Origin of the sequence: Roseovarius sp. CH_XMU1461 (assembly GCF_037027165.1) — a bacterium.
Lineage (GTDB): Bacteria > Pseudomonadota > Alphaproteobacteria > Rhodobacterales > Rhodobacteraceae > Roseovarius > Roseovarius nubinhibens.
Window position 1 is genome coordinate 38794 of record NZ_JAYMDV010000007.1, and the last position, 25477, is coordinate 64270.

The following is a 25477-nucleotide window of genomic DNA, read 5'->3' on the forward strand; positions in this document are numbered from 1 at the left end:
GCCTCGGGATATGAGTCTCAATTTGCCCTCTCTCAACTGGTTGCGCGTGTTTGAAGCCGCCGCGCGTCACGAGAGCTTTGCCCGGGCGGCGCAGGAGCTCAACATGTCGGCGGCGGCGGTGAGCCAGCAGGTGCGGGCGCTGGAGGACCGGTTGCGGCGGCCACTGTTCGAGCGGCAGGCCCATGCGGTGCGGTTGACCGAGGCCGGGCGGGCCTATCTGCCGTCGATCCAGCAGGCGCTCAGCACGGTGGACAGCGCCACCCATGGGCTGTTTGGCGCGGCCCCCGGTCAGCAGCTCTTCGTGCAATGCGAGCCGATGTTCGCGCAAGGTCTGCTGGCGCGGTTCCTGCCGCGCTATTGCGAGGCGCATCCCGAGGTGGCGGTGACCGTCACCACGATCAGCCAGTGGCGCGGCGGGCTGCGCGAGGTGGCCGATCTCGAGATCGTGTTCGGGCAGACGGCGACGCTTGGCCGCGACAGCGAGGCGCTGTTGGGCGAGCGGCTCTATCCGGTGGCGCGGGCGGGGTTGGCGCAGGAGATCACCGGGGCGGCGGATCTCTTGCAGCATCGGCTGATCAATCTCGGCGAACATCGGGCCGGGTGGCTGCAGCTTTTCGAGCATCTCGGGCTCATGCCCGGGCGGGCGCGATTCCTGCAGACCGAGGACACGGTGACCGCGATGGCGCTGGCGCGCGAGGGGCTTGGCATTGCGCTGGCACGGGCCCCGGCCAGCGATCAGGCGATGCGTGACGCGGGGCTGGTGGCGTGTCTGCCGGGGCTGTCGATTGCCGGGCGCGAGAGCTATCATCTGGTGTGCCGCGATCTGGCGGCGCTGCGTCCGGCGGCGCGGGGGTTTCGCCGCGGGCTTCTCGACTATTGTGCCGAGGTGGCGGCGGGTGTGGCGGCGGGGGGCGCGGACACACGGGGCCAAAAAATCCCGTGATAGCGCCCTGACCCGCCCGTCTTTTCGCCTATGTTAAGAGTAAGGTGCGAGTGTGTGTCCCTGTCAGGTCGACGCAACAACGGGGTGTCCGCGCGATGTCGATGCGCAGATTGATCAAATGGATTTCCGATCTGGGCATACCGGGTCTGCGGCAACGGCGGCGCGGTCAGGCGCATCACCGGGGCCAGATGACCCATGTTCTCATTCTCGATGGCACGATGTCGACGCTGGCCGAAGGGTTCGAGAGCAATGCAGGCCTCACCTACAAGCTCTTGGATGAGATCGGCGGGCCGTCGCTGTCGATCTATTACGAGGCCGGGCTGCAATGGCAGGATTGGCGCAGCACGCGCGATATCATCACCGGCGGCGGGCTCAACCGGCAGATCCGGCGCGCCTATGGCTATCTCGCCAGCCGCTATCGGCCCGGCGACCGGATTTTCCTCTTTGGCTATTCGCGAGGGGCGTTCGCGGTGCGGTCGCTGGCCGGGGCGATCGACAAGGTCGGGCTCTTGCGGGCGGAGCATGCGACCGAGCGCAACGTCAACCTCGCCTATCGGCATTATCGCAGCATCAATCCCAATGGCGCGATGTCGGAGTTTCGCGAGGCCTATTGCCACGAGACGGTAGAGATCGAGATGATCGGCGTCTGGGACACGGTCAAGGCGCTGGGCTGGCGGCTGCCGATCCTGTGGCGGTTCAAGGAGGACAGCCATGCGTTTCACAACCATGCGCTGTCGCCGGTGGTGCGGCACGGCTATCACGCGCTGGCGCTGGATGAGACGCGGGCGGCGTTCGAGCCGGTGATGTGGCACTCACCCGAGGGCGGCAAGGGCCGGGTCGAGCAGGTCTGGTTTCGCGGCACTCATGGCGATGTGGGCGGGCATCTGGGCAGTTTTCACGAGGCGCGGCCGCTGTCGAATATTCCGCTGGTGTGGATGTTGGAAAAGGCCGAAGCCTGTGGGCTGGCGCTGCCGGGGGAGTGGCACAAGCGGTTTGCCTGTGATCCCGAGGCGCCGTCGGTGGGGCGCTGGCGGGGCTGGGGCAAGCTCTTCCTCATCCGCCGCGAGCGGGTGGTGGGGGCCGACCCGTCCGAGCATCTGCACCCATCGGTGCGCCGCGACGACCCGCATCTGACGACGCCGCAGAGGGTGGTGTAGGCCCCCTGCCCTCGTCGCTTTTCAAGCTCTGTCAGTCCTGACGCGCCTGCATGATGAGGCAGGTGGTCGAGCCGGTGGCGTAGAGGCGGTCGTCGTCGATGCCGCGGATTTCGCCGCTGGCGACGCCGGTGGAGCGGCCCGCGTGGCTCACCGTGCCGACCGCGCGGACAGAGGTGCCGAGCGGGATGGCGCGGGTGATGTTCACCTTGTATTCGAGCGTGGTGTAATAGCTGCCCTGGGGCACGCAGGTCATCACCGCGCAGGCCATGCAGCTGTCGAGGAGCGTGCCGTACCAGCCGCCATGGGTGCCGCGCATCGGGTTGGTGGTGTTGAACCCGGGGCTGCCTTCAAAGACGACGCGGCCCTCGGCGACTTCGGTCAGGTGAAAGCCGAGGGTGCGGCCGATGGGCGGGCCGGACAGCTCGCCGCGCAGCACCGCCTGCATGAAATCGAGCCCCGACCGGGACAGAAGATCCGCCATATCGGGCAGATCGTCGAGAGTTTCGGCAAATGTGAGGGTCAAAAGGACAGGCTCCGCGTCGCACCAATGCTCAGGGTGTTATTGGTGCGCCGCGGAGGCCTGTCAACCGCGCGACTTAGGCCACATCGCGCAGTTTCACCTTGGGGGTCACCCCAAGCGCGTGACAGATGTCACGGGTCAGTTCGGGGCGGTTCAGCGTGTAGAAATGCAGGGTTTCGACGCCTTCCTCGATAAGATCGCTGCAAAGCTCGGTCGCCAGGGCGGTGGCGAGCAGGTCTTCGCGCCCGTCGCGGGTGGCCTTGTCAAAGGCATCGTCGAGCCATTGCGGCACGCCGGTGCCACAGGCGGTGGCAAAGCGGCGGGTGTTCGACCAGTTCTCGATCGGCAGGATACCGGGCACGATGGGCGCGTCGATCCCGGCCTTGGCACAGCGGTCGCGGAAGCGCAGGAAGGTTTCGGCCTCGAAGAAGAACTGGGTGATCGCCTCGCTCGCGCCGGCGTCGATCTTGCGCTTGAGCCAGTCGACGTCGGCGGCGTCATCTGCGGCCTCGGGGTGGCGTTCGGGATAGGCCCCGACGCGGATGTTGAACCGGCCGGTGTCCGCCAGCGCCGAGATCAGCGCGCAGCTGTCCTCGAACCCGTCGGGATGCGGGCGAAAGCCGCCAGAGCCCTTGGGCGGATCGCCCCGCAGCGCCACGATGTCGGTGACACCGGCGCGGGCGAAATCATCGGCGATGGCGAGGGTTTCAGAGCGGCTCGCATCGACGCAGGTCAGATGGGCCGCGACCTTGAGACCGGCGGATTTGTGCAGGGTTTCGACCGCTTCGCGGGTGAGCTGACGGGTGGTGCCGCCCGCGCCGTAGGTGACGGAGACGAAACGCGGCTCGAGCGGGGCCAGGGTCTGCACCGTGTCCCACAGGCGGAAGGACGCCTCGAGCGTCTTGGGCGGGAAGAATTCAAAAGAGATGGCAGGCGTGGTCATCTGGGTGATCCTCTGGCTTGGGTCTTGAGTTCTTGTTGCAGGCGCAGCATGATTAGGCAAATTCATATTCCTCACAAAGAACATGAGGCCGACCACAAGATGCATATTGAGTTTCGCCATCTCCGCACGATCCGCGCGATCCATCAGGCCGGGGGGCTGGCCCGGGCGGCGGACCTGTTGCACATCACGCAATCGGCGCTCAGCCATCAGATCAAGGGGCTTGAGGATCAGGCCGGGGTCGAGCTTTTCGTGCGGCGGTCGAAGCCGATGAAGCTCTCGGCGGCGGGGCTGCGGCTGTTGCGGGTGGCGGAACGGGTGCTGCCGGAGATCGAGGCGCTGGAAGATGAGTTCAGCGGGCTGCGGGAGGGCAGTTCCGGGCGGCTGCATATCGCGATTGAATGCCACGCCTGTTTCGAATGGCTCTTTCCGGTGCTGGAACAGTTCCGCAAGCCGTGGTCGGAGGTCGATGTGGATATTCGGCCGGGGCTCGCCTTTGACGCGCTGCCGGCGTTGCAGAAGGAAGAGGTCGATCTGGTGGTGTCGTCAGATCCCGAGACCCTGCCCGGCATCAGTTTCAAGCCGCTGTTCGATTACGAGCCGGTGTTCTTGGCGTCGCGGCATCATCCGCTGGCGGAAAAGCCTTTCGTGGTGGCCGAGGATTTCCGCGATGAGACGCTCATCACCTATCCGGTGGACCGCTCGCGGCTCGATGTGTTCACCGAGCTGTTGACCCCCGCCAAGGTCGAGCCGAAGGCCACCCGGCAGGTCGAGCTCACCGCGGTGATCTTGATGCTGGTGGCGTCGGGGCGCGGGGTGGCGGTGCTGCCCGATTGGGTGGTGCGCGAGTTGCACGGGTCGAGCGATTACGTGGTGCGGCGGGTGACCGAGGCGGGGCTCACCAAGCGGCTCTATGCGGCGATCCGGGACGATGATGCGGACAAGCCCTATATGTCGCATTTCCTCAAGCTGGGGCGGGACATTCCGGTGCGGTTGCAGCGGCGGGCGGCGGCGCCGGCCTGAGGCGGCGGGTTTTGCCCCATCGGGCCTTGGCAAGACGGGCTTTGGCGCGTATACGCGCGGCTTGATAAACAGGAGCCCGTGATGATCGGCAGTGCAAATCTCAACATCATGATCAAGGCGGCCCGCAAGGCGGGTCGGTCGCTGGTCAAGGATTTCCGCGAGGTCGAGAACCTTCAGGTCTCGATGAAGGGTGCGGGCGATTTCGTGAGCCGGGCCGATCTGCGGGCCGAAGAGATCCTCAAGGAAGCGCTGCTCGAGGCGCGGCCGACCTATGGCTGGCTGGCCGAGGAAGGTGGCGAGATCGCCGGTGCGGACCCGACCCGGCGCTGGATCGTTGATCCGCTCGACGGGACCACGAATTTCCTGCATGGCCTGCCCCATTGGGCGGTGAGCATCGGCCTTGAACATAAGGGCCAGATCGTCGCGGGCGTCATTTTCGACGCCGCCAAGGACGAGATGTTCTATGCCGAAAAAGGCGAAGGCGCCTGGATGAACGAGAGCCGTTTGCGGGTGTCGGGGCGGTCGAAAATGATCGAATCGATCTTTGCCACGGGCGTGCCTTTTGGTGGGCGGAGCGACCTGCCCCACACGCTTCAGGATCTTGCGCGGCTGATGCCTGTCTGTGCCGGTGTGCGGCGCTGGGGGGCGGCGGCGCTGGATATGGCTTATGTGGCCGCGGGCCGGTATGAGGGGTTCTGGGAGCGGCGGTTGAACGCCTGGGATCTGGCGGCCGGGGTTGTCATCCTGCGCGAGGCGGGTGGCATGGTGCAACCGCTTGATCCACAAGGAAATATCATCGAAGACGGCAATGTGGTCTGTGCCAATGAGCAGGTCTTCGAGAAATTCGCCAAGGTCATTCGCAACGCCTAAGGCGCGCGAAACGCCCTGTCGGTAGAACGTCGGTAACGCATCGGTATCACGCCGGTGCGTTTTTTCGTGGGACGAGTTACCGATCCGAGGGGTGATTGACCCCATCATGCCAGCCGATCGGTTCATGCTCGGCCGGGTTGACGCCTTCGAGCGCGCCCATGTTGACGCCATATTCGTTCGGGTTCGAGCGGCGGCGGTGATGGGTGTAGATGCCGCAGACCGAGCAGAAATGATGGCGGGCGGTCTTGGTGCCCCATTGGTAGAGCGTGAGCTTGTCCGCGCCGCGCAGGATTTCGAGCCCGTCGAGCGGCACAGTGACGGCGGGGGTGCCCCGGCGGCGGCAGAAGCTGCAATCGCAGCGCCGCGCGGTGTCGAGCCCTTCGGCCAGCTGCACGCGCAGTTCGACCGCGCCGCAATGGCAGGTGAGCGTCATGGGGTGAGAGAGATCGGTGCTCATTTGCGCCTCCGGACGGTGGGAATGCGGGTCACTTTGCGCACGGTCGGGATGCGCGTCGCGTCATAGCGGTATTCGGCCTCGGGATGCGGCGGCTGGCCGTGGTTGCGGGTCCAGAAACCCGCGCCGCCCAGCCGCAAAAACAGCGGCAGGGTCAGCGCCACGCCGATGACAAAGCCCCCGGCATGGGCCCAATAGGCGACGCCGCCCATATCGGGATCGGCGCCGAGACCGCTATAGAGCTGCAGCGCGAACCAGGCACCGAGCACCAGCCAGGCGGGCACGGTGAAGATGCGGAAGAGGATGATCAGGATCAGCAGGATGTCGACCTTGGCGCGCGGGAAGAGCAGCAGGTAGCCGCCCATCACCCCGGCGATGGCCCCCGAGGCCCCCACCGTCGGCACGAGAGAGCCGGGGCCAGAGGCGTAATGCACCAGCCCCGCGCCGAGCCCGGAGACGAGATAGAAGAGCGCAAAGCCGACATGGCCCATCTCGTCTTCCATATTGTCGCCGAAGATCCACAAAAAGAGCATGTTGCCCAGAAGGTGCATCCAGCCGCCATGCATGAACATGGAGGTCAAAAAGCCGTGGTAGTGATAGCCCTCGGTGACGAGCGCCGGCACGAGGGCAAATTCGGCATAGATCTGCATCAGGGCCTGATCGCTGGTGGCCAGCGGGTAATAGGCCAGAAAGATCAGCACATTGGCCGCGATCAGCGTCCAGGTGACATAGGGCTTGCGCCCCGAGGGGTTGTGGTCGCGGATCGGGAACATGGGCAAACCATGTCCCCGAGCCGCGGGCGCGTCAAGAGACGCCGCCGAGCAGCGCCGCGTTGCCGCCTGCGGCGGTGGTGTCGACGCAGACATGGCGTTCGTGACAGACATGGCCGGTGTCGGGCAGGCCGGTGATCAGCGGCAGGATCGGGCCGGGCCGGGCGGCGAGCGCGCGGGCATAGGCGCGGCCCTGCGCCGCATCGCCCCACCAGAGCGCGCCGGAGATGCCGTGAAGCGCGGTGAGCGCCTCGGGCATGAGCCGGCCAGAGGTCACCACGGCGCGACCGCCAAGGGCGCGGACTGCCTCGGCCTGGGCCTCGGCCAGATCGGCCCCCGGCCCCATGCACAGGAGCGGCTCGCGCGCGAAGACGCTCAGCCGGTTCGATTCGCCGGTCGGTCCGGGCAGGATGAGCGCGCGGGTCTCCGGGCCAGCGGGGGCCTTGGCCAGCGCCTGTGCGAGGTCTTTGGCGTCCATCTCCTCCGACCAGTCGCCCTGCCCTGCAGGCGCTTCGGGCGCAGGGCGGGCGGTGAAGCGGGTCAGGTAATGCGGGCCGCCAGCCTTGGGACCGGTGCCGGAGAGGCCTTCGCCGCCGAAGGGCTGGCTTCCGACGATGGCGCCGATCTGGTTGCGGTTCACATAGATATTGCCCGCATGCACCGCCTCGGTCACATGCTGCACCCGGTCGTCGATCCGGGTCATCAGGCCGAAGGTCAGCCCATAGCCGGTGGCGTTGATCGCGTCGATCACCTCGTCGAGCTGATGGCTCTTGAACGTGGCGATGTGGAGCACCGGGCCGAAGATTTCCCGCTCGAGATCGGCAATGCCGCCGATCTTGATCAGCGTGGGCGCGATGAAGGTGCCCGCATTCGGGGTCTTGAGCTCATAAACCAGCCGGCCCTCGGCGCGGGCGGTCTGGATATGGGCGTCGATCCCGGCGCGGGCCTCTTCGTCGATCACCGGGCCGACATCGGTCGAAATCTGCCAGGGCTGGCCGATGTGGAGCGCATCCATCGCGCCGATCAGCATCTCGGTGAAGGGGGTGGCGATGTCCTCTTGCACATAGAGGCAGCGCAGGGCCGAGCAGCGCTGACCCGCCGATTGGAAGGCGCTTTCGACGATGGCCTGCACCGCCTGTTCGGGCAGCGCCGTGCTGTCGACGATCATCGCGTTAAGCCCGCCGGTTTCGGCGATGAGCGGCGCGCCGGGGGCGAGGTTTTCGGCCATGGTGGCGCGGATCTTCTGCGCCGTTTCGGTCGAGCCGGTGAAGGCCACGCCGCCGATGCGGGGATCGGAGGTCAGCGCCGCGCCGACATCGCCCGCACCGGGCAGCAATTGCAGCGCGGTTTTCGGCACGCCCGCCTCATGCAGGAGCAAGATGGCGCGATGGGCGATGAGCGGCGTCTGTTCCGCCGGTTTCGACAGCACCGCATTGCCCGCCGCCAGCGCGGCGGCAATCTGGCCGGTGAAGATGGCGAGCGGGAAGTTCCACGGGCTGATGCAGGTGAAGAGGCCGACGGGCGGGTCCTGCGGCGCGTTGGCACCGTAGTAGCGCAGGAAATCCACCGCTTCGCGGAGCTCGGCCACGGTGTCGAGCGGGATTTTCCCGGCCTCGCGGGCGAGCAGCGCGAAGATCTCGCCAAAATTCTCCTCGTAGAGATCGGCGGCGCGGTTGAGCACGCGGGCGCGGTCCTCGGCCGGGGCGTCCCAGGGCGCGGCATGGGCGAGCGCGGTCTCGATATCGGCAGCGCTTGCCTCGGCCACCGAGCCGGGGCTGTCGGCGGGATCGGCGGGGTTGGTGAGATCGCGCGGCGCGTTGGGCGCGGCATCACCCGCCAAGAGCGGCGCGGCCTGCCAGCGGTGGCGGGCGAACGGTGCGCGGGCCGCGTCGATCAGGTCGAGCGTCGGCTGATGGGTCAGGTCGAAGCCTTTGGAGTTCGGCCGTTCCGGCGCAAAGAGATCGGGGGCGCGGGTGATCGCGGCCTGGCTGTGGCTCAGCGCCTCTTCGAGCAGGTCAAAGGGATCGCGGGCGACCTCTTCGGGGCTTACATCTTCGTCGACGATCTGGTTCACAAAGCTCGAGTTGGCGCCGTTTTCCAGCAGGCGGCGCACCAGATAGGCGAGCAGGTCGCGATGCGCGCCGACGGGGGCGTAGATGCGGCAGCGGGTGCCTTGGTTGGTCAGCACCAGATCATGCAGCGCCTCGCCCATGCCATGCAGGCGCTGAAACTCGAATGTTTCGCGCTCGTCCCCGGCCATGTGGAGGATGGCGGCGACGGTATGGGCGTTATGGGTGGCGAATTGCGGGTAGATGCGGTCGGTCATGCCGAGCAGTTTGCGGGCATTGGCGATATAGCTCACATCGGTGGCGGGTTTCGCGGTGTAGACCGGGAAGCCGTCGATGCCCTCGACCTGGGCGCGCTTGATCTCCGTGTCCCAATAGGCGCCTTTGACGAGCCGCACCATGATGCGCCGGTCGAGCCGGGTCGAGAGCTCGTAAAGATAGTCGAGCACGTGACCGGCCCGCTGGCCATAGGCCTGCACCACGACGCCGAACCCGTCCCAGCCGTCGAGCGCCGGTTCCGAGAGCACGGTTTCGATGACATCGAGCGAGAGCGCCAGGCGGTCGCTTTCCTCGGCGTCGATGTTGAGCCCCATGCGGGCGGATTTGGCCAGCAGGGCGAGGCTGCGCAGACGGGGCATCAAGACCGCCATCACCTCGTCGCGCTGGGCCACCTCGTAGCGGGGATGCAGCGCCGAGAGCTTGACCGAGATGCCGGGGTTCTTGCGAATGTCGCGGTCGGTGCAGGCCTCGGCGATGGCGGTGATGGCGCGGCTATAGGCGAGGTGATAGCGGGTGGCGTCGGCATCGGTGCGCGCCGCCTCGCCCAGCATGTCATAGGAGTAGGTATAGCCCTTCTTCTCCATGTTGCGGGCACGGTCCATGGCGCTGCGGATGGTTTCGCCGAGCACGAACTGACGGCCCATTTCCTTCATGGCGCGGCCGACGGCGGTGCGGATCACCGGCTCGCCCAGACGTTTGATCGCCTGTCGCAGATGGCCGACGGGGCCGGGCTTTTGATCCTCGCGGAGCACCCGCCCGGTGAGCATCAGCGCCCAGGTCGAGGCGTTGACCAGGCTCGAGGTGGAATGGCCCATATGGCTGCCCCAGTCGGAGGGCGCGATCTTGTCCTCGATGAGCGCGTCGATCGTGTCGGCATCGGGCACCCGCAGCAGCGCCTCGGCCAGACACATGAGCGCGATGCCCTCGTCGGTCGAGAGGCCATATTCGGCGAGAAACACCTCCATCATGCCGGGATCGGTGCGGGCGCGGATGTCGCGCACCAGATCGGCGCCGCGGGCGGCGATGGCGGCGCGGTCCTCGGCGCTCAGCCCGGCCTCGGCGATGAGCCGTTTGAGCGTGGTCGCCTCGGGGGCGTAGGTGTCGTGGTCGATACGGGCGCGGGCATCCAGGGCTGTGGTCATGTGAGAGATCCCAAGAGAAGTGATTTGACCTAGATTACACCCGGGCGATGCGGTAGATTTCCCGATTATTGAAGGATCGCAGGCCAAATGACGGAAAAACGCGATGGGTAGCAGCCAAAACGACCAGATTGAGCTCGACCGGTTCGACCATGCGATTCTGCGCGCGCTGTCGGCGGATGGGCGGATGAGCATCACCGAGCTCGCCAGCCGCATCGGGCTGTCGAAATCGCCGACCCAGGCGCGGCTGCGGCGGTTGGAGCAGGCGCGGGTGATCACCGGCTATCGCGCCGAGGTCGATCCGATCCGCCTCGGCCGGGATCATGTGAGCTTCGTGCAGGTGCGGCTGACCGATACGCGCGAGGCGGCGCTGGCGTCGTTCAACGCGGCGGTGCTGCGGGTGCCGGAGATCGAAGAGGCGCATATGATCGCGGCGAATTTCGATTATCTGCTCAAGGTGCGGACCCATGATATGGGCGATTACCGCCGGGTTCTGGCCGAGCAGATCTCGACCCTGCCGCATGTGTCGCACACCTCGACCCATGTGGCGATGCAGGCGGTCAAGGACAGCGGGCTTGTTGAGATGATCTAGCGGCCTCTGCCGCCGCGCACGGTCTTTACACCCCCGGCCAGCCCAGTATTGTCGCGCCACGTGCGGGCGTGATGGAATGGTAGACATACCAGACTTAAAATCTGTTGGGCCTTGTGCCCGTGTGGGTTCGAGTCCCACCGCCCGCACCACACTCGCTCTGCGGACTTCTCCCTCTCTCCTATCGCTGGCAGGCGCGCCGTTCGATGCAGGCGCGTTTGGGGATCGTTCTGCGATGGGGATGAGTTCAGGGGATCAGGCCGAGCCCCGTTTCGAACAGGCGGTCGAGATCGGCGGCGTGACGCCCGACAACGCGGGGGTCGCAACCCCCGCGCATAGGCTGATCGCCATAGCCACTCGTACCATGAGTACACACACAAACCTTGATAATCACACAGTTTTTCTTAACGCACTTTTAACGAAACGTTAAGAGAAATCGTGTAGTCGGCACATCCTTAGGATGATTCGTGAGGCTGAAACGCCCCAAAGGGCTGTGTTATGAGGCCACGGGTTCGGGGCAAAGCTCGGGCAGTTTGATGCGTTGGATCTTGCCCGAGGGGCCCTTGGGCAGATCGTCGAGCAGATGGATGCAATCCGGCGATTTGAACCGGCCCAGACGGTCGTGGCACAGCGCGATCAGATCGGCCTCGGTCAGAGGCGAGCCATCGCAGAGCCGCACCGCCGCTTCGACTCGTTCGCCATAGGTCTTGCAGGGCCGGGCAAAGGCCGCCGCCTCGACCACGTCGGGATGGGCATAGAGCGCCTCATCGATCTCGCGCGGGGCGATGTTTTCGCCGCCCTTGATGATCAGCTCCTTGAGCCGGCCGGTGACATAGACATAGCCATCTGCGTCGATATGGCCGAGATCGCCGGTGCGGAGCCAGCCATCGGGGCCGAAGGTGTCGCGCGTGGCCTCGGGGTTCTTGAAATAGCCGCGCATCACATTGGGGCCGCGCACCGCGATCTCGCCCTGGGTGTCGGGCGGCAGCGGGGTGAGCGCGGGCGACAGGATGCAGGCCTCGTTGCCATAGGCGCGACCGGGCGAGCCGATCTTGCGCACGCCGGGGGGCAGCGGGTTCGACAGGATCTGGGCCGCGGTTTCGGTGAGTCCCATGGTTTCGATGATCGGCACGTCGAAGCGGGTTTCAAAGGCGGTCTGGACATCGGGCGACAGCGCCGAGCTGGCCGAGCGGCCAAGGCGCAGGCGGGCGCGGGTGGCCTCGCCGGGGGTGATGTCCGAATGCAAAAGATGCGAGATGATCGTCGGCACCACCGAGAACCAGGTGGCGCGGGCGGTTTCGCATTGATCCCAGAAGCGGCTCGCCGAGAATTTCTCGGCCACGGCGAGGGTGCCGCCGGAGATCAGCGTGCTCATCACCGTCACGCAGAGCCCGTTGATATGGTAGATCGGCAGCACGCAGAGGCCGCAATCCGAGGCGCTCAGCTCGTGGGCGATGGTCGGGGTCCAGCCGCCGGCCAAGAGGCTCGCATGGCTGTGGATCACGCCCTTGGGGCGGCCGGTGGTGCCGGAGGTGTACATCAGAAGCGCGTCATCCTCGGGGCGCAGCGGGTGCAGCTCGGCCCCGACCCCGTCGCGCGGGGCAAAGGCGGTCTGGCCGTCGGGACGGGTGCGGGAAAAGAGATCCTGCTGGGCCTCGCCGACCAGCGCCACGGGGGCCTCGCAATGGTCGAGCGCATAGGCGATGGCCTCGTCCCCGGCGACAAGGTTGATCACCGTGGCGCGAAAGCCGCCATAGAGCACGCCAAAGAGGGATTCGATGGCGGCGCGGCCGTTGGGCTGCAGGATGGCGACGCTGGTGCCCTTGGCCAGATCCTGCACGGTGAGCGCCTGGGCCAATTGCCGCGCCCGGTTGCGCAGCGCCGCCCAGGTGAGCGGATCGCCCCCGTCGAAGAACAGAAAGGCGGGGCGGTCCGGGGTGGTTGCGGCGCGATGGTCGAGCCAGTCGCGCAGCGTGCCCGCGGGCGGCGTGTGCGCGTCGATCTTCATTGCCCTGCCTCCGCCCAGTAGTCGGCGAAAATCTCGTCGAGCGAGGGCTCGTTCGCGGGGATTTCGCGCACCACTTTGGTGGTTTGCAGGAAGTGTTTCCAATGCAGGTTCTCGTCGATGGCGTTGCCGCCCCAGCCGCCGCAGCCCATCGAGAGCGAGAACGGCATGCCATTGTTGAACGCCCCGCCGGTGGCGAAGGTGTGCGCCTGATTGACGATGACGCGGCAGGTCGGCATGTGACGGCCAAGCTCTACCGCGCGCTCGTCGCGGGCGGTGTGGATGCCGATGGAATGGCCGGCGCCCTGATAGGCGAGGATGCGGGCCGCGATCTCGGCGGCATGGTCGTAATCGCGGGCGCGGTAGAGGGCCGCGACGCGGCTCAGCTTTTCGCCCGAGAGCGGGTGATCGGGGCCGATGCCGTCGGTTTCGACCGCGAGGAATTTGGTGTCATCGGGCACTTGGCCCGCGAGCCCCAGCGCCGCGATCATCTTGTCCGCGTCCTGTGCGATGACCTCGCGGTTGAGATGGCCGTCGGGCCAGAGCCGCGAGACGATCTGCGCCGCGTCGCGGACCAGCGCGCCGCCCTCGGCAGCGAGCGCCGCGATGAAATCGTCATAGATCGCATCGACCACGATCATCGAGTTCTCGGAGGAACAGGAGGTGGCGTTGTCGAAGGTCTTGGAGGCGGTGATCTTGGCCGCCGCCGCCGCGAGATCGGCGGTCTCGTCGACGATCACGGTGACATTGCCCGCCCCCACCGCCACGGCGGGGGTGCCGCAGGTCTGGGCGCGGTGGACGTTGTTCTGGCTTCCGGTGCAGATCACCCGGTCGCAGAGCTCCATCATGGCCTGGGTCTTGGCCTTGGAGCCGGGGGCGGGGATCATCTGGACGAGATCGGGGTCGAGGCCGATTTTGCCCAGCTCGGCATGGATATACTGGAGCAGCAATTCGCAGGCGGCCACGCCCTTTGGCGAGGGGGCCACGACCACGGCATTGCCGCATTTGAGCGCGTTGATGATGTTGTTGGCCGGGGTTGCCGCCGGGTTGGTCGAAGGCACGACCGCGCCGATGACGCCGATGGGCCGGGCGATGGTGGTGATGCCGGTGGCGGCGTCGTCTGACAGAATGCCATGGGTTGCCACGCCCTTGATGTCGCGCATCAGGCCAAGCGTCTTGCGATGGTTCTTTGTGATCTTGTCGGGCACATTGCCGAGACCGGTGGTTTCCACCGCAAGTTCAGCGAGGCGGCGGTTGCGCGAGGGCTCCATGATGGCCCAGGCGGCGGCCTGCGCGGCCCGGTCATAGCGCTCTTGGCTCGCATCCGTTTCATAGGCGCGCTGGGCGGTGCGGGCGCGGGCCATGATGGCCTCGACCTGGGCGGTTTCGTCATGTGCGTTCATCGGGAGCATCCTTATCTGGATGGGCATGGCGGGCGGCCGGGGCCGGGCCGCCATGCCCCAGGGAGAGACAGGTCAGAGACCTGCGAGAAGGTCCTTCAGGGTGGTTTCGCGGGCCTCCCACATCTTCTTGACCTCGTCGCGGGTCATGATGTGCATGGGCGAGCCGCCGGCCTCCATCTTCTTGGCGACGGCGTCGTTGCGGAACATCTCGGGGACTTTGGCGGCGAGCACGTCGATCACCTCTTGTGGGGTGCCCTTGGGGACCATCACACCGCGAAAGTTCACCGAGGCGTCGTCGATGTCATAGCCCTGTTCCTTGAGCGTCGGCACATCGGGCAGGAAGCTGCTGCGTTCGAGATCGAACACGCCGAGGATCTTGATATTGCCCGCCTGTTCGGCGCGATAGGCATCCGAGAGGTTGTTGACCCCGCCCATCACTTCGCCCGCGATCACCGCTTTCATCGCAGCCGCGCCGCCGCCTTTGGTCGGGATATAGGCCATTTTCACGCCCGAGGCCTTTTCCAGCTGCAGCGCCGCGATATGGTGGCCCACGAAGAGGCCCGCGCCCGAGAAGGTGAGCTTGCCGGGGTTTTCCTTGGCATAGTTCACCACGTCGTCCATCGAGTTCATCGGGCTGTCCGCCGCGACCACGAAGACCGCCGGATCGGCGCCCCAGTTGGCGATGGGCTCAAAGCTGTCGGCGCTGTAGGAGACGCCGCCCTTAACCGACTGGGCGATGAAATGCGGAATGTTATAGGCCCCGAGCGTATAGCCGTCGGCCTCGGCCTGGGTGGCGAACCAGTTCCAGCCGACACGGCCGCCCGCGCCGGGTTTGTTGAGGATGGCGATGGGCATGCCGAGCGCGTCCTCGTTGCCCGCGGTCATGGTGACGATGCGGGCCTGGAAATCGGTCGCGCCGCCGGCGCCATAGCTCACCATCATCATGATGGGCCGTTCCGGATATTCGGCCAGCGCCGCGCCCCCGGTCAATGTGGTCAGGGCCAAGGCGACCCCTGCGATCAGTTTTTTCATTCTCTTATCCTCCCTAGGATGGTTGATCGGCCCCGTTTCACTCGGGCGCTCTGTGATATGTCAGAAGAAGATTTCGCGCGGCGTGTAGATCTTGAGCAGCATGGCGAAGAGCGCGTACATCACCGCCACATAGACGGCGGTCATCACGGCGCGTTTGATCCAGGTCTTTGCCTCGTTATGCGGCGCCGGATCGTAGAGGGTCAGCAGCAAGAAGAACGCGATGGCCCCGGCGGTGTAGAACCCGAGCGTTTCGGCCCCCCAGAAGAGATAGACCAGCGCCACCAGCAGCCCCGGCGCGAGCCGGCGCAGCGCCACGGTCGAGAGCCCGTTGCCGACCTTGGTCCAGCCCAAGAGGGCCTTGCCAAAGGTCCAGAGCGCCAGCACCACGAAGACGGTCGAGATCAGCCGCGGAAAGAGAAAGGCGTCGGCGGGCTCCTGGGTGTAGCTCAGCCAGGTGATCCAGATGCCGACGGCGGCGATGGCCCCGGAGGCGCAGATATGCTGGAGACGGGGCAGGCTTGGGGTGCTCATCCGTAGATCTCCTCTTTCGAAATGTAGCGGCGCGAGCGCAGCTCCATCCAGACCGAATAGGCGATGGAGGCGATCACGATGGCGATCAGGGCGATGTTCATGGTGCCACCGAAGAAGTAGCTGCCCATGCCGGTGGTGGCCTCGGCAATCATGCTACCCTGGATAAAGTTGGCCTCGGCAATCGGGCCAAGGATCAGGCCAAGCACCAGCGGCGCGGCCGAAAAGCCGAAGCGTTCGAGGAAATACATCATGATGCCCAGCGCGGCCATGACATAGACATCGCCCATCGAGGATTGGATCGAGTAGCTGCCAAAGACCGCGAGGCCGAGGACAATCGCCGCCATGACATATTGCGGCACCTGCGCCACCCGGGCGGCGAGGCTCGCCACATAGAGGCCGAAGATGCACATCAGCACCTGCCCGATCAGCATCGAGTTGATGAAGGTCCAGGCCACGTCGGGGTGGTTGTCAAAGAGATCGGTGCCCGGGAAAATCCCGTGGATCAGCAGACCGCCCAAGAGCACCGCCGCCGTGGGCGAGCCGGGGATCGAGAGGGTCAGCAATGGCACGAGGCTCGGCCCGACCATGGCGTTGTTGGCGCTCTCGGCGGCGATGACGCCCTCGGAATGACCCTTGCCGAACTTGGCGCGTTCGGGGCTGAATTTCTTGGCCTGATCATAGGCGACGAGCCCGGCGATCTGGCCGCCGACGCCGGGGATCAGCCCGATGATCGCGCCGGTGATGGTGCCGATGCTGAGCGCGCGGGGGCGGCGAATGATTTCGCGCACGGCGGCCATGATCGAGTGTTTCTGCACCGCGATCACCTCTGTTTCGTCGGGGCGGCGGCCCTTGGCGAACATGGTGATGACCTGCGGGATGGCAAAGAGGCCGATCAGCGCGGCGATGATATTGATGCCGCCGCCTAGCGCGGGGTGAAAGATGAACCGCTGCGCCCCCATGATGTCGTCAAAGCCGATGGTGGCGAGCCAGAGACCGATACAGCCGGACAAGAGCCCCTTGACCACCGAGGCGCTGTCGAGCGAACCGATGACGGTGACGCCGAGAATGGCGAGCCAGAACAGGTGGCTCGGCCCGAAGGCGAGCGCCCATTGCGCCAGATAGGGCGTCAGGAAGATCAGCAGCAGCACGCCGATCACACCGCCCACCGCCGAGGCCAGAAAGCTCAGCTGCAGGGCGCGGGCGCCCTCGCCCTTCTGGGCCATGGTGTGACCGTCAAGCGTGGTGGCGATATTCGCCGGCGCGCCGGGGATCTTGAGCAAGATGGCACTCACCGCGCCGCCCGCCACCGTCGAGGTATAGGCCGCGCCCAGCAGGATCAGCCCCTGCACCGGTGCGAGATGAAAGGTAAACGGGATCAAAAGCGCGACCGCCATGGTCGGCGACAGCCCCGGCGTGGCGCCAAGGATCAGCCCCCCGATCGTTCCGATCAGGAGCAGCCCAAAGGCCACAGGTTCGAACACAGCACCGAAGTAATTCAAGAACTCCACGTCATTCCTCCCTCTGACATGTCGTTGTTGACAGCTAAGGCTAGGGCATGAAAATAGTTTTGCAAATGTTTTCATTTTTGCCCCTGTGGAGACCAGATTCATGTCGCGAAAACAAGGCGGTACGCCCGATATTACCGATGTCGCAAAGGCGGCGGGCGTGTCGGCCTCGACAGTGTCGCGGGCGTTCAACCACCCCGAGCTTCTCAAACCGGCGACTCGCAAGAAGATTGATCGGGCGGTGCAGCGTCTGGGCTATATTCGCAACCGCGCGGCGCAGGTCATGCATGGGCGGCGCAGCGGCACCGTTGGCCTGGTGGTGCCGACGATCGACAACGCGATTTTCGCCGAGGTGATCCAGAGCTTTTCGCAGCGGCTCGATGCGCATGGGTTCACCATGTTGATCGTCAGCCACGGGTTCGATCTCGACCGGGAATACGCGATGACCCGCAAGCTCTTGGAGCATCGGGTCGATGGGCTGGTGCTGATCGGGCTCGAACATTCGGAGGCGACCTATCAGCTCATCGCACGGCAGGGTGTCGCGAGCATGGCGCTTTGGAACTATCGGGACGGGGCCGAGCTGCCGTGTATCGGGGTCGACAATGACGAGGCGGGGCGGATGGCGGTGGGGCATTTGCTGGGCCTCGGGCATCGCGATATTGGTCTTATTTTTCCGGACCCTACCGGCAATGACCGGGCGCGGGGGCGGATGGTCGGGGCGGAGGCCGCGCTGCGGGAGCAGGGCATCGAGGTGCCGGAGAACTGGCGGCTCGAGGCGCCTTACAGCATCTCGGAGGCCAAGCGTGGGGCGCTGCGCCTATTGGGTCAGGCGCGGCGGCCGACGGCGGTGCTTTGCGGCAATGACATCATCGCGCAAGGGGTTCTCTATGCGGCGAAACACCTGGGTCTTGGGGTGCCGGAAGATTTGTCGGTGATGGGGATCGGGGATTTCAAAGGGTCGAGCGAGATCGAGCCGTCGCTGTCGACGATCCGCATCCCGGCCAAGCGGATCGGGACGCTGGCGGCGGACCATATCGCGGCGGCGGTGACCGGCGAGAATGACGGCAGCGTGGCGCGAAAATGCCGGCTGCGGGTGATGGCGCGGCAGTCGACCGGCCCGGTGGGCGGTGCGGGTTGAGGGGGGGAAATGCCACGTCGGTATTGCGGCTGCAGGACGACGGTGGGGGAAATGGGGTTGTGGGCGGAGGTGAAAGGCCGCATTCGCCTTGGAACGCGTTTTATTGTCGGGCATGGCTCGGAACGGAGATCGTTTTCCGTGGCGGAGTTGATCCAAGCGGGCGGTGGTGTCGTCGGAGAAGACGAGCTTATCCGCGTCGGTGACGGTCCTGCGATGCCGTTCCTGTGGGAGTTTGGTGACACGCTTCCCAAGCCCGAAGATTTCGTGCTCGCCTGTTCGGGAACGACGCTAGAAGACATCTATCGGGCGGCGGAATGGGAAAGCCAAGGCCCGCGGATGGGCGCGCCCATGGTGTTGGATCGCGGCCCTGTTCAGCCGCTCATTGGCGTTGCGCGACAGGCCATGCCGCGCAACGAACCGCTTGGGGTGGTACATTCGCCTGTGGTTTCCGCCAAGCTGCAAAGTGCGTGACTCGCTACGGGTTCGGCGCGGCGTAGCGCGGGTCAGATAGATTGGGGGCGGCATTTACCGCCCTGACTAGCGGCACGGGAGCTGTGTCAGGATTTGTTGTCGCGGATAGAGTTCATCAGCTTGCAGGTCTTGCACTCGCCGCATTCGTGGAACCCCTGCTCGGTTCTCACCGGTCGGCGGCAGGTCCAGCATAGATTGACCAAGTCCTGCCCCATATAGTCCATCAGTTCGCGTTTGGGTTGGAGGATCGGCCGTAGGTATTTTGGCGGTGCGTTGGGAAAGCATGTCGCCGCAATGGCTGCGAGGATATAGGCCAGCCGATTGGTCGCAGGTCTCTGAGCGGCGGCCTCCCCCGAATCGGAGAGCCCGACTTCGTCGTTTTCCTCTTCGGCGCCATGCGCCTCTTCCAGATTGAACCCAAGCATCCAAAAATCGGCCATACTTCCGGTTTCGAGAAGATGGTTGGTCGCCGCGATTCCTGCCTCTGATGCCACCGTGATGACATCATAGCCCATGGCGTAAAGGCCACTTCGGTCCACCGTGCTCTCTGTATAAACAAAGTCGCGATAATTCGTTCGGCAATATTCAACGATTTTTTTGCAGGCATGTGCCTCGGCCCTATGGCGACCCTCGAGATTGATCAGATGCACATGATGGACGAGCACGAGATCTTCAGTTTCCCGCAAGGCCTGAGCCAGAAGAAAGGTGCTGTCAATCCCGCCGGACAGCATGATGAGGCGGGTAAATTTCGGTTTTTTCGTCATGCTGCCCTCTACACAATCTGCAACCGGCCATGGCAGTAAAATGATCCGGTTTTATAAACACCTTTGCGCGACGGTATTCCGTCTTCGCGACAATTAACAGTCGACGCGTTGCGCGATCAGACCTAAATTGCCCTGAACCTCAAGGGTCCGTTAGCTGGACCTGACTGGGTAGATGTATTGTGGGTGGAGACGAGCATGGCACAGGACGATGAACGCATGGATGCGCAAACCTTTGGATCCACCATCGGAAATGCCGTGTGGTTGATGACGATGGATAAGGCCTATCGAGACCGGCAAATCCGAGAGGTTGAGGCCATCGTGGCCACCCCGATTTTGCTGAGGCAATTCAAGCTTTATTCCAAGGACAATCAGCCGGTGGCCTTTCTCACTTGGGCCGGCCTGTCTGATGATGCCAAGGCGCGGCTGGAAGCAGGCGAAACCTTGGGTTTGGAAGATTGGCGATCCGGCGAAAACCTGACAGTGGTCGATGTGGTGTCGCCCTTCAACCCGGCGGACGTTTTTCGGCAACGTTTTTGGAAATCGGCGCAAGCGGACGCCTAAGGCATAGTCGTGGCGCTTTGGGATACGAAAGCCTTCTGCTTGCTGCTTTCTGGTAGCTATAGAATGTCCGAAAATGTTGCCTAAGTGAAATTCATTTCTTGAATTTTCTCACCACATCGCTCGCCGTAGACGACGCCCCTAATCGGAATGGTGATTCGAAACTACAGAAAATTCCATTCCTGCACTTCAATTTCGCATCCAGTGGCGCGGCAAATTAACCCGAGACAGCCTTTCAATCGGAAAAACCTCCGACAAGATATTTAAAATTCTGGCACTCTCGGAGATATGATGTGATAATGGTTAAGCCAGACCCCAAAAGCTGAAGGCCGGCTGTGTAAACGTGGCCAGAAGATTGAGAATTTAGGGGCGTTGCTTTGACGAGTGTTTGATTGGTTGACGAGGTAGTTGTGTGACGCAATTGGGTAGCGCGAAAGGCAATCTGGAAAAGCAAATCTTGCTCCCCAGAGGTGCAGTAAAATCTCAACTCAAAAATTTACTTTGCAATTCGGTGCCCTATGGGCGCGATGGTGAATTGTACCGTTACATCTTATCGCCCATTAAGCCCCTGGCTACGCTCACAATTTCCGCGAAAAACCTGAAATCTCACGTCCTCCGAGAAACGGCGGCCTCACCGGCATGCGCCTTCCAGGTGCCATCAGGAAAGAAACCGACATGACACCACACGCCACAGAGCGCGCAACCTGCGTAGAGTTTATTATGGAAAATGGCAAAGCTGGTGGAGCCTGTGATGCGTCTTCGCCGAAAACAGTTACCGCTTTCCGCGCTAGTTTAGCGGCACATTCCGCTTTGCTTGGGGAATCACTTGATGACGCCGCACTTTCTGGGTCCGAAACCGGATGGGTAGAGCCAGGCAGCTCGAGCTGGCGGACATATAATTTCGAAGTCGCCAAACACCATAACTATGTTGCTCAAGGTGTTCGGGTTCACAACCAATCTATCCTGTCTTTGCTCAAACCTGAGGAATTGAACGCGATTAAACGGGTCGAGTTCGACGAAAATGGCAAGCTTGATTTCGTCGTTACCCGAACAAAAAAAGGCAATACCGAAGCGGAAACCATTATAAAATCCACTGAGGGCGACACGCTTGTAGGCGTTGTCGAAACCACGACTTCAGATGGTCTCGGCACTGTGCTGTACGAACGTGTCATACGCCATGCTGATGGAAGAGAAGAGGTTGTGCGTGAGTTGCAGCCGCTCTTTGGTCAATTCCAAGGGGAGGCCGTAGGCAAGGCGCTGACCCCGTTCCTAACCCGAGCGATTATCGGGAATGACGGAAGTGTTTTCGAAGAGATCGCAGCGGAGACATTCCTTGGCACGATCATGGAGAACTTTGCGGGTACGGTTGGTGCGCTGATTGATCGCGGCATCCAAGATCATGGCACCTTTGATTTTGGCCAGCAGTTCCAAACCATTTCCAAGGGCGTGTTTGAGGATATTGGTCAAGAATTGGTCGTCAACGGAGTGAATGCCTCGATCGGTGCCGTGAACCAATTGATCATGGCAGAGATTTTTGGCAGTGCCGGCGCAGATAACGTTGGCGATTCCATTGTGCAAGCTTTGGCAAGCGCCTCCATCAACAGTGTGCTGACCTATGGCGCGCAGCAATTGTTCAATTCGCAGTTCCTTAAAGATCTTTTCATCAACATCGGCTTCAGCGATGAGCAAATCGGAAGCATAATCGGTTCCTTTGGATCAGGGAGGGCAATATTCTCAGGAACGGAAGGCATCACCAATGCAATAGGCTTTGATCCCGTTAGTCTTGTCATAAACCTAATTATTCAGAAGACACTACCACCTATTGAAACACTGGAAGGTAATGTCGCATCGGCAATCACCGGGGCACTCCTAAGCGCATGGAGCGTCATTCAGAACACCTTCAACGCAGGGGGACCTATAACAATTGTAGTCTCCTTCCTTGTTGGGAAAATTTTCGACAAGATTTTTGAAAAGCATCCCCAAGCCTGGACCAAGGTTGGCTTCAATGAGGAAACCGGCCTGTTTGAGCTGACAGGCACTTGGACCGATGACGGCGGCAACGCCCAGCTGTCGCAAGATCTGGCGCAGGCCTATGTCGACGCGATCAACGGATTTGTCCAAGAGGTGAAATCCCAATCCAACAACTTCGATGAACTGGGGCAATGGTCGTTTGGCCATTACGAGAGTGCGCTGAAGAATGCTGGTATCCGGGGCAAGACCTTTGGCGAGTTTCAGGATGCCTATCTTCACGCCTATGTCGAAGATCTGACCCGTGCTCAGGTCAACGATGGCCAGATGGTGGCTGTGAAGGCTATCGAAGATCTCAATGTCGCCCAGCTGCGTATCGATCACCGCCTGAAGCTCTTGATCCAAGCGCTGGATGCTGTTGACGTCCTGACCGCAGTGGATGTTCAGACCGTGCGGGTTTGGGGCGGTGAGGGTGGTAACTACAAAACGACAAGGACGCCGATTTTCGCCGAGAACCTGCGAGAGAAAATCGAGTATCTCGCGACGGATGGGGGCAGTGTTACTCTTGTCCCGGCGTCAGGTCAGGGCGAAGGCCGGGTACCGGCAATCGTCGTGAACGTCCTCGATACGGTACACACGGTTTATGTCTCTGGTGGCGAAGGCGAAGGCGGCACAGCATGGCGTGTGATCAGAGCCCGCCCAGATATTGACCTGCAGTTTGCACTTGAGCAGCTCACGCAATCACAATCGCTCCGCGATTTGCTGGCCAATTATGATTTCGAAACCTATGACGAGCTTCTGACTCTTGGTGGCTTTACCGAATCCACATTCGATGATGAGGCAATTCACACTAAGGTCGCCTCTACGCTTCAGATCGCGTCTGACTACCACAAATACATGGAAAACAAGGATGAGATTGACCTTCTCATTGCCTTGTCGCCGAGCAGCGCGTTGGCTGCGGGCTGGCTCCAAACCATTCAGTATGCCGAAATGATGGGCCTGACAGGGCCCTATGATGAAACCGGAGACGCCATCGGGAACAATTTCTTCACCGCAGAAGGTGATGACATTGTACGCGGCGCAGGCGGGGACGACGATATCCGCACCTATTCTGGCGATGATACGATTTATGGTGGCACCGGCAATGACTCGCTCAACGCGGGGTCTGGCGACAATATCGTCTACGGAAATTCCGGCGACGATACCTTCGTCGTAGATTCAAACGGCGCAACCAGCACCACGATTGTTGAACGCGCCAATGAAGGGCACGACGTAATTTTGTTTGATGCCCGATTTGGCAGTGTGGACATCCAGTTTGATGAAGATGCCAACGGGTTCGTCGCCAGCTGGGGGCATAGCACGATTAAAGCGCAAGGCGTCGAGGCCATCGCTTATCGCTTTCTTCCGGACAATGACGGCAACGAGCAGATCATCGAGATTGCACTCGATGACATTAAGCAAGGTGACGGGAGCGAGCATAGCCTCTCCGGAAGCAACCGCTCTGACTACCTAGAACACGGCGCCCTTCCGGAGGGCAATCAGGCGACAAAGTACTACTACGGCAGTGGGGGTGATGACCTGTACATCTACCGCAAAGATATGGGCAATCTCACCTTGCTCGGCGAGACGGCAGCGAGCGGAAATGCGGACAGGCTTATTCTACGTGACCTGAACCAAGACGATGTCACGCTATCGCTTCGCAATATCGATGGGCAGGATAATCTGCAGATTGATTGGGCGGATGAAACCGGAAACGGCACCGTGGTGATCGATGGGTTTGGCGATCATATTGAAGCGATCCAGTTTGCAGATGGGTCAACGCTCAGCAGTATTGAACCGGCCTCTCTCCGACGGCTTCCGGTTTCCGAAGCTTCCAGCAATCCGGAACGAATGGCGCTCTATGCCAATGATACAAGAGATCGCTTGGATGGCACGAGTGGTGATGACGTCATTCGCGCCCCTGATTTGGGAGATATGGTTTATATCTTCGGGGGCTCGGGCAATGACACGCTGATCGGCAGCGAGACGGGTCAGGATGATCTGCGCGGTGATGCCGGCAACGATGTTTTGAAGGTCGGCGGCAACATCCACGGTGGCAGCCAGATGATCTATGGCGGCGCTGGCGATGACACGTTCCACATCCAAGCCAATTCGGGCGCTGTGAGGATGACCTATAGCGGCGAGGTCGCGAATGGCGGCTTTGATCGGATCGTGTTCGATGACATCGCACTAAGCGATCTGACCTCTATCACCAGCCACAATGCCGGCGCAGACAATCCCTATGGGATAATCGTCTATCTGAACTGGGAGGTTGATGGCGTCACCGGTCAGCTGAGCCTGTCGAACAACGCTCAACATATTGAGGCGTTCGAGTTCGCGGATGGCACGGTGCTCAGCCGGATCGACGCGGATTGGCTGAAGTATCATCCGAGCTACGGCGCCTCCAGCGACTCTGTTCAATCTGCGAGATACGCCAATGACACACGGGAACGGATTTACGGCACTGGAGAGAGCGATACCCTCAATGTCGGTTCGCTGAACTATGTCTATGCGATGGGCGGTGACGATGTTATCACCTTCAGCGGTCAAAGCAGCTTCCAGTATATCTACGGTCAAGGCGGGAACGATACCTATCGCTATAGCGCCCCGATGAATGGCAGCCGCGTCTATCTCTCGAGCTCTGCAGAGACCGCCACATCCGGCGAGGCGGATCGGTTCGTCTTTACCGATCTCAATCTCGAGGATTTCACCTTCACAACCTACGATTACACCCAGGGCGGTACGGTCAATTCTGCGGAAGGGGTCTCGCTGCGCATGCTCTGGTCCAAGGACGGGGCCTCGGGTGAGGTGCGCTTGGCCAATATGGGCAAGCAGATCGAGGCGTTCGAATTCGCGGATGGCACGGTGCTCAGCCGGATCGACGCGGATTGGCTGAAGTATCATCCGAGCTACGGCGCCTCCAGCGACTCTGTTCAATCGGCGAGATACGCCAATGACACAAGGGAACGGATTTACGGCACTGGAGAGAGCGATACCCTCAATGTCGGTTCGCTGAACTATGTCTATGCGATGGGCGGCGACGATGTTATCACCTTCAGCGGTCAAAGCAGCTTCCAGTATATCTACGGTCAAGGCGGGAACGATACCTATCGCTATAGCGCCCCGATGAATGGCAGCCGCGTCTATCTCTCGAGCTCTGCAGAGACCGCCACATCCGGCGAGGCGGATCGGTTCGTCTTTACCGATCTCAATCTCGAGGATTTCACCTTCACCACCTACGATTACACCCAGGGCGGTACGGTCAATTCTGCGGAAGGGGTCTCGCTGCGCATGCTCTGGTCCAAGGACGGGG

Annotated in this window: 20 protein-coding genes and 1 tRNA gene; 10 read left to right on the forward strand and 11 right to left on the reverse strand. The window is 62.6% G+C overall.

Annotated features, from left to right (window positions below; all coding sequences use genetic code 11):
- The first annotated feature begins 10 nt into the window (after positions 1-10).
- Both WA237_RS16130 and WA237_RS16135 read left to right on the forward strand, forming a co-directional pair.
- A complete protein-coding gene (locus WA237_RS16130; RefSeq protein WP_336098862.1) occupies positions 11-943 on the forward strand; it encodes a LysR substrate-binding domain-containing protein in 933 nt (310 codons plus the stop codon).
- Between the two features lie 95 nt (positions 944-1038).
- Complete coding sequence (locus WA237_RS16135) at positions 1039-2100, forward strand: DUF2235 domain-containing protein (protein WP_009813696.1); 1062 nt, start codon at positions 1039-1041, stop codon at positions 2098-2100.
- Between the two features lie 31 nt (positions 2101-2131).
- Here WA237_RS16135 and WA237_RS16140 read toward each other — a convergent pair whose 3' ends face one another.
- Both WA237_RS16140 and metF read right to left on the reverse strand, forming a co-directional pair.
- Positions 2132-2581, reverse strand: coding sequence for a PaaI family thioesterase (locus tag WA237_RS16140; protein ID WP_216016230.1), 450 nt, complete (start codon positions 2579-2581; stop codon positions 2132-2134).
- 115 nt (positions 2582-2696) lie between these two features.
- Complete coding sequence (gene metF, locus WA237_RS16145; protein WP_336098864.1) at positions 2697-3563, reverse strand: methylenetetrahydrofolate reductase [NAD(P)H]; 867 nt, start codon at positions 3561-3563, stop codon at positions 2697-2699.
- Between the two features lie 99 nt (positions 3564-3662).
- Here metF and WA237_RS16150 point away from each other — a divergent pair, with 99 nt between their 5' ends.
- Positions 3663-4583 carry a LysR family transcriptional regulator gene (locus tag WA237_RS16150; protein WP_009813692.1) on the forward strand — a complete coding sequence of 307 codons (921 nt, stop codon included), beginning with the start codon at positions 3663-3665 and terminating at the stop codon, positions 4581-4583.
- Between the two features lie 81 nt (positions 4584-4664).
- Positions 4665-5453: an inositol monophosphatase family protein gene (locus WA237_RS16155; protein ID WP_009813691.1), complete on the forward strand. Its 789-nt coding sequence runs from the start codon at positions 4665-4667 to the stop codon at positions 5451-5453.
- A gap of 76 nt (positions 5454-5529) precedes the next feature.
- Here the strand turns inward: WA237_RS16155 and WA237_RS16160 are convergent, their stop codons facing one another.
- From WA237_RS16160 to putA, 3 genes are read right to left on the reverse strand one after another with little or no spacing between them, the layout of a single operon-like run.
- The gene (locus WA237_RS16160; RefSeq protein ID WP_009813690.1) at positions 5530-5910 is read right to left on the reverse strand and encodes a GFA family protein; all 381 of its coding nucleotides are present in this window, start codon (positions 5908-5910) and stop codon (positions 5530-5532) included.
- A complete protein-coding gene (locus WA237_RS16165) occupies positions 5907-6680 on the reverse strand; it encodes a rhomboid family intramembrane serine protease (protein ID WP_336098866.1) in 774 nt (257 codons plus the stop codon). The genes WA237_RS16160 and WA237_RS16165 overlap by 4 nt, the downstream gene beginning before the upstream one ends.
- Positions 6681-6711: 31 nt before the next feature.
- Positions 6712-10164: a bifunctional proline dehydrogenase/L-glutamate gamma-semialdehyde dehydrogenase PutA gene (putA, locus tag WA237_RS16170; RefSeq protein WP_336098868.1), complete on the reverse strand. Its 3453-nt coding sequence runs from the start codon at positions 10162-10164 to the stop codon at positions 6712-6714.
- A 103-nt stretch (positions 10165-10267) separates the two neighbouring features.
- Between putA and WA237_RS16175 the strand changes: the two genes are divergently transcribed.
- Positions 10268-10753: an Lrp/AsnC family transcriptional regulator gene (locus tag WA237_RS16175; RefSeq protein WP_336098869.1), complete on the forward strand. Its 486-nt coding sequence runs from the start codon at positions 10268-10270 to the stop codon at positions 10751-10753.
- A 62-nt stretch (positions 10754-10815) separates the two neighbouring features.
- Positions 10816-10902, forward strand: a tRNA-Leu gene (locus tag WA237_RS16180).
- Positions 10903-11246: 344 nt separating this feature from the next.
- On the opposite strand, the gene WA237_RS16185 is transcribed toward WA237_RS16180, so the two are convergent.
- The 5 genes from WA237_RS16185 to WA237_RS16205 all read right to left on the reverse strand — a co-directional run bounded on the left by WA237_RS16185 (position 11247) and on the right by WA237_RS16205 (position 17229).
- Entirely contained in the window at positions 11247-12758 is a 1512-nt protein-coding gene (locus tag WA237_RS16185) for a class I adenylate-forming enzyme family protein (RefSeq protein WP_336098871.1), read from the reverse strand.
- A complete protein-coding gene (gene sauS / locus WA237_RS16190; protein WP_336098872.1) occupies positions 12755-14158 on the reverse strand; it encodes an acylating sulfoacetaldehyde dehydrogenase in 1404 nt (467 codons plus the stop codon). Before sauS ends, WA237_RS16185 begins: the two co-directional genes overlap by 4 nt.
- A 72-nt stretch (positions 14159-14230) precedes the next feature.
- Positions 14231-15190, reverse strand: coding sequence for a tripartite tricarboxylate transporter substrate binding protein (locus tag WA237_RS16195; protein WP_336098874.1), 960 nt, complete (start codon positions 15188-15190; stop codon positions 14231-14233).
- A gap of 60 nt (positions 15191-15250) precedes the next feature.
- Positions 15251-15721, reverse strand: coding sequence for a tripartite tricarboxylate transporter TctB family protein (locus WA237_RS16200; protein WP_216016092.1), 471 nt, complete (start codon positions 15719-15721; stop codon positions 15251-15253).
- On the reverse strand, positions 15718-17229 hold the full coding sequence (locus tag WA237_RS16205; protein WP_040617966.1) for a tripartite tricarboxylate transporter permease: 1512 nt from the start codon (positions 17227-17229) through the stop codon (positions 15718-15720). Before WA237_RS16205 ends, WA237_RS16200 begins: the two co-directional genes overlap by 4 nt.
- 100 nt (positions 17230-17329) lie before the next feature.
- On the opposite strand from WA237_RS16205, the gene WA237_RS16210 reads away from it, so the two are divergent.
- A complete protein-coding gene (locus WA237_RS16210; protein ID WP_336098878.1) occupies positions 17330-18364 on the forward strand; it encodes a LacI family DNA-binding transcriptional regulator in 1035 nt (344 codons plus the stop codon).
- 138 nt (positions 18365-18502) lie between these two features.
- Positions 18503-18835, forward strand: a complete 333-nt coding sequence (locus WA237_RS16215; RefSeq protein ID WP_336098879.1) for a hypothetical protein — start codon at positions 18503-18505, stop codon at positions 18833-18835.
- An 86-nt stretch (positions 18836-18921) separates the two neighbouring features.
- Here the strand turns inward: WA237_RS16215 and WA237_RS16220 are convergent, their stop codons facing one another.
- Positions 18922-19599, reverse strand: a complete 678-nt coding sequence (locus WA237_RS16220) for a 7-cyano-7-deazaguanine synthase (RefSeq protein ID WP_336098881.1) — start codon at positions 19597-19599, stop codon at positions 18922-18924.
- 195 nt (positions 19600-19794) lie between these two features.
- Between WA237_RS16220 and WA237_RS16225 the strand changes: the two genes are divergently transcribed.
- Together WA237_RS16225 and WA237_RS16230 are read left to right on the forward strand one after the other, a co-directional pair.
- Positions 19795-20160, forward strand: a complete 366-nt coding sequence (locus tag WA237_RS16225) for a toxin-activating lysine-acyltransferase (RefSeq protein ID WP_336098883.1) — start codon at positions 19795-19797, stop codon at positions 20158-20160.
- Between the two features lie 672 nt (positions 20161-20832).
- A partial coding sequence (locus tag WA237_RS16230) for a calcium-binding protein (RefSeq protein ID WP_336098884.1) occupies positions 20833-25477 on the forward strand: 4645 nt, incomplete at its 3' end.